This is a genomic window from Hydrogenophaga sp., from assembly GCF_041633695.1.
Lineage (GTDB): Bacteria > Pseudomonadota > Gammaproteobacteria > Burkholderiales > Burkholderiaceae_C > Hydrogenophaga.
Genome location: NZ_JBFJMY010000376.1, coordinates 1 through 4109, shown reverse-complemented (window position 1 = coordinate 4109; position 4109 = coordinate 1). Strand labels below are relative to the sequence as shown.

Annotated in this window: 5 protein-coding genes; all 5 read right to left on the bottom strand. The window is 65.3% G+C overall.

The genetic code is table 11. The features are described 5' to 3' along the window. On the bottom strand, positions 1–539 hold a 539-nt coding region (locus tag ABYB95_RS18380), incomplete at its 3' end, for a TRAP transporter substrate-binding protein (RefSeq protein WP_372660140.1). Between the two features lie 26 nt (positions 540–565). Then, positions 566–1408 carry a fumarylacetoacetate hydrolase family protein gene (locus ABYB95_RS18375; RefSeq protein ID WP_372660138.1) on the bottom strand — a complete coding sequence of 281 codons (843 nt, stop codon included), beginning with the start codon at positions 1406–1408 and terminating at the stop codon, positions 566–568. Continuing rightward, on the bottom strand, positions 1405–2994 hold the full coding sequence (locus tag ABYB95_RS18370) for a bifunctional 3-(3-hydroxy-phenyl)propionate/3-hydroxycinnamic acid hydroxylase (protein WP_372660136.1): 1590 nt from the start codon (positions 2992–2994) through the stop codon (positions 1405–1407). Before ABYB95_RS18370 ends, ABYB95_RS18375 begins: the two co-directional genes overlap by 4 nt. A 12-nt stretch (positions 2995–3006) precedes the next feature. After that, on the bottom strand, positions 3007–3747 hold the full coding sequence (locus ABYB95_RS18365; protein ID WP_372660134.1) for an IclR family transcriptional regulator: 741 nt from the start codon (positions 3745–3747) through the stop codon (positions 3007–3009). A 6-nt stretch (positions 3748–3753) separates the two neighbouring features. Next, positions 3754–4109: VOC family protein (locus ABYB95_RS18360; protein ID WP_372660132.1), on the bottom strand; the 356-nt coding region annotated here is incomplete at its 5' end.

The following is a 4109-nucleotide window of genomic DNA, read 5'->3' as shown; positions in this document are numbered from 1 at the left end:
CCGGCGGCGTCCCAGAAGTCGTTGTAGACCGGGCTTGGGAAGGCCCGAACCTTTTTGCCCACCAGATCCTTGGGCGATTTCACGGGCTCCACCGACAGCACGTGGCGCTGGCCGGCAAACGCATATCCGAGCCCGATGACGCCGTTGGGCGCGAGCTTCTTCAACATCTCGCGTGCCGCCGGTGTGCCAGCGGCACGGGTGGCGTGGGCGACGTCCTTGAACACGTAGGGCAACGACCAGGCTTGCAGCGAGGGTTCGCGGTTCGACAGTTCCGCCGCCGTGTAAACGCCGAACTGCACAGCGCCAGCCTGCATCAGGTTGATCACCTGGGCCTGTGAGCCCAGCTTGTTGAGCGGGTTGACCGCGACCTTCATCGTGCCGTCAGAAGCTTTGTCCAGCTCGGCGGCGATTTTTTCGGCAACCTTGTGGAAGACATGCGTCGGTGGGGTTTCGTGGCCGAGCTTGAGCGATTGCGCGGATGCGATGGCGGCACCCGCACCCAGTGCGATGGCGACGAGGGATTTGAATAGGCGTTTCATGGGTTTGTCTCCTTGTAAAAATGGATTCAGCCAGCGGCCACGGTGTTGCGCAGCACGCCGACTTTGCTGACTTCGATTTCGCACACGTCGCCGTCTTTCAACCACACCGGCGGGGTGCGCTTGGCGCCGACGCCACCCGGCGTGCCGGTGACGATGACGTCGCCGGCTGCGAGCGGCAGGAAGGTCGAGCAGTAGGCGATCAGGCGTGGGATCGGAAAGATCATCAGCGTCGTATCGGTCTGTTGCATGACCTCACCGTTGAGGCGGGTGATGAGCGACAACACCTCGCCCGCTGCGATCTCGTCGGCTGTCAGCAGCCAGGGGCCGAAGGCACCTGTCTGGAAGAAGTTCTTGCCGGGACCGAACTGCTGGGTGTGCCACTGCCAGTCGCGCACCGAGCCTTCGTTGTAACAAGCGTAGCCAGCGACGTGGTTCCAGGCATCGGCCTCCTGGATGCGCCGGCCGGCCTTGCCGATGACGATGGCGATCTCGCCTTCGTAGTCGAACATGGTCGATTCGTGCGGACGCACAAGTGGGCGCAGGTGACCGGTCTGGGCCTCCGGGTACCGCATGAAGACCGACGGGTGGTCGACCTTGGGCCGGTTCGTTTCCTTGCGGTGGTCCTCGTAGTTGTGGCCGATGCAGTAGATTTTTCCCGGGTTCGGAATCACGGGCAGCAGTTCGAGATCTTCGAGCCGGCCTATGGCCTTGCCCGATCCAGCGGCTGTGCGTGCTTCATCGACGGCGTTGGCCGCGAGCAGCGCCTTCAAGTCTGGGTATTTCAGTTGCTCGCCGAGGTCGACGACGCCTTTGTCGGTGACGGCGCCGTAGCTTGCTGTTCCGTTGCGGACGAAGGAAATCAATTTCATAGGGTCTCCAGTGGTATGCCGGCGATGTGGCTTGGGTGGGTAGCGAGTTGTGTTGCGCTGATGCAGCGGGCGGTGTAGCGATCCGGCCGGACGACGACGGCGACGCCGCCGATGCGATCGAGCATCGCGCCGAGTTCGCCGGTGCTGTCGCGCACCCGTTCAAGCTTTGAGGCGAGCTTGTCGCCGAGGAAGTCGTCGTCACGCGGCACGAGGGCAACGGCGCGCCCGGGCATGCCGGCGGGCAGCCATTGCAAGGCGTGCGCATGGAATGCTGGCGTGTCCCAGCCGATGACGGAAAAGCCTTCGCCGAGCACGCTGTCGAGCAACACCTCGCCGCGCATGGGGTGCACAACCACCGGCTGCGGCATCAACTCGGCTTGGTGGAGGCCGGCCGCTGGTTCGAACCAGCCGATCGGGTAGTGCGGTCTGGGCTTGAACTTGAGTTGCAGGATGTAGTCGCGGCAGGCCGGTATCAGGCACGCGATGCGCAGTGCGGCTTGCACGGCAAAGGCTCCGGGGATCGTCTTGGGTTGCATGAAGGAGCCGATGCGCAGCGCCATCTTGATCAGCGCCGCGGCGTGCGGGCGGCGCTCGGGCTCGTAACTGTCGATCAGCGTCTCGGGCGCAGCCCAGCGCGTCACCGCGGCGAGTTTCCAGGCCAGATTGGAGGCATCGCGAATGCCGCTGTTCATGCCTTGGCCGGCGAATGGTGGCGTCAGGTGGGCGGCGTCGCCGGCCAGCAGCACGCGGCCTTGTCGCCAGCGCGTTGCGACCCGCGCATGAAAACCGTAGATCGCCTTGCGCACCAGCGGCAGTTGCGCGTCCTCGGGCACGCGTTCGGCAATCCAGCGCCGGAACGTTGCTTCGTTCAGCACGTCTTCGTCGCGGTCGTCTTCGCGCAGCATGAACTCGTAGCGCACCGCGCCGCCGGGGCCGGGCAACCGGATCGCCGGGCGCCGTGGGTCGCAATAGGTGCGCGTGTGGCGCAGCGGCAGTGTGCGCTCGGCCATGTCGACGATGAGCCAGCGCTCGGGGTAGGTGTCGCCGTCGAGGACGATCTTGCACAGCTCGCGCACCGGGCTGCGCCCGCCGTCGCAGGCGGCAAGCCAGCGTGTCGAAAGCACCTCGGTATTGCCGTCGGCGGTTTTGACCTTGACGCGCACCCGCTCGCTGTCTTGTTCGAAGTCGATCAGCTCGCAGCCGAACACGACATTCACATGTTCGAACCGCGCCAGGCCTTTGAGCAGCGTGCGCACCAGCACCGGCTGGCGAAAGGCATTGCGCTTCGGGTAGCCATATTCCTGCCGGGTGGGCAGGATGGCGGCGAGTGGTTTGCCTTGCCAGTCGAAATACTGGACACCGTAGCCAAGCACGAGATCCTTCATCACCTCGGCGCCAAGCCCGGCGTTGTGCAGGGTGCGCAGGCTCTCGTCGTCGAGCGTGACCGCGCGCGGCTCGGGTTCGGCGTCGGTATTGCGCTCGATGACGAGCGTGCGCACGCCATAGGTGCCGAGCAGGTTCGCCAGCGTCAGTCCTACCGGACCGGCGCCGACGACGATGACGTCGGCGGTGGTGGGGTCTGTCAAGTTTCTGTCCTCTCAATATGCCGCTTGAAGGCGGCCTTCTATACGCAGGGCTGCGCGCAGCACCTGGTCGGCGAGACGCTCCGGATCGCTCGGCGCCGCAGAGCGCGCCAGCACCACGCTCAAGCTGCCGAGCAAACCGCTGTGCTGGATCGCCGCCGCGCATCCCAGCGCATCGCGGTCGACTTCGCCACGCGTGAAACAGACCTTGTCGGCGCGCACCTGCGCCAGGCGGCGCGCCAGTGCATCGGGTGCGGTCGGCAGCTTCGCACCGAGCAATTCGTCCTGGTGCTCGGCGACGATGGCCTGCACACGTGCGGGCTCCATGTGGGCCAGGATGATGCGCGAGGTCGCACCGCGAAACAGCGGCATCGCAAGGCCCCGCTCGTAGCTCACCTTGGGCGGGCCTTTGCTGCCGCGCACCTGGTGCACGCAGACCACCTTGTGCCCGTGCAGGCGGCACAGCAGCACGGTGCCTCCGGTGCGCTCGGACAGCGTTTTCGCGATGTCGGTGGCCGCAGCGATCAGCGGATCGTTCTTGCGGATCAAGCGGTCCAGTTCGATCACCGTCGGCCCCAGCACGTATTCGCCTGCCGATGCGCCCTCGATGAGGCCGGCGCTCTCCAGCTCCCTTAGGTAGCGGTAGGCCGTGGCGCGAGACACCTGCAATTGCTTCATCACGTCGGCGGCGCCGACGCGATAACTGCCTTGCTTGAGCATTTGCAGCACTTGCAAGACATTGGTGGTGGTCGTCATGTCGGCTCAGCTGCGAAGAATCGCAACGCCCCACTGGTTCAGTGTCAGCATCCGGTGTGGCCATGTGCCTACCGGGCGGTTCGGCGCGCAGGTTTCCATCTCGGCGGAAATCTCGCCCATGTTGCCGTCGCCGTCCCGCACCATCAAGAAGGTGTCGTTGCCCGGCCCGTGGCGACCAACCCCCCAGGCGAGTTCGACTCCGACCGATGCCATGTGGTCGGCCCAGTCGCGGATACCGGTCCAGTCGTGGGTCTCGCAGGAGAAGTGGTCGAAGCCATCCTGTGGCGCCCGGAACAAGGCCAATGTGTGGTGCTCGCTGTCGGTGCGCATAAAGATCGCGGTGAGGTCGCCGTCGTCGTCGT

What these genes read in the sequence shown, in the direction of transcription:
- ABYB95_RS18375 (WP_372660138.1), bottom strand. Translation starts at nt 1,408, where the DNA reads ATGAAATTGATTTCCTTCGTCCGCAACGGAACAGCAAGCTACGGCGCC.
- ABYB95_RS18365 (WP_372660134.1), bottom strand. Translation starts at nt 3,747, where the DNA reads ATGACGACCACCACCAATGTCTTGCAAGTGCTGCAAATGCTCAAGCAA.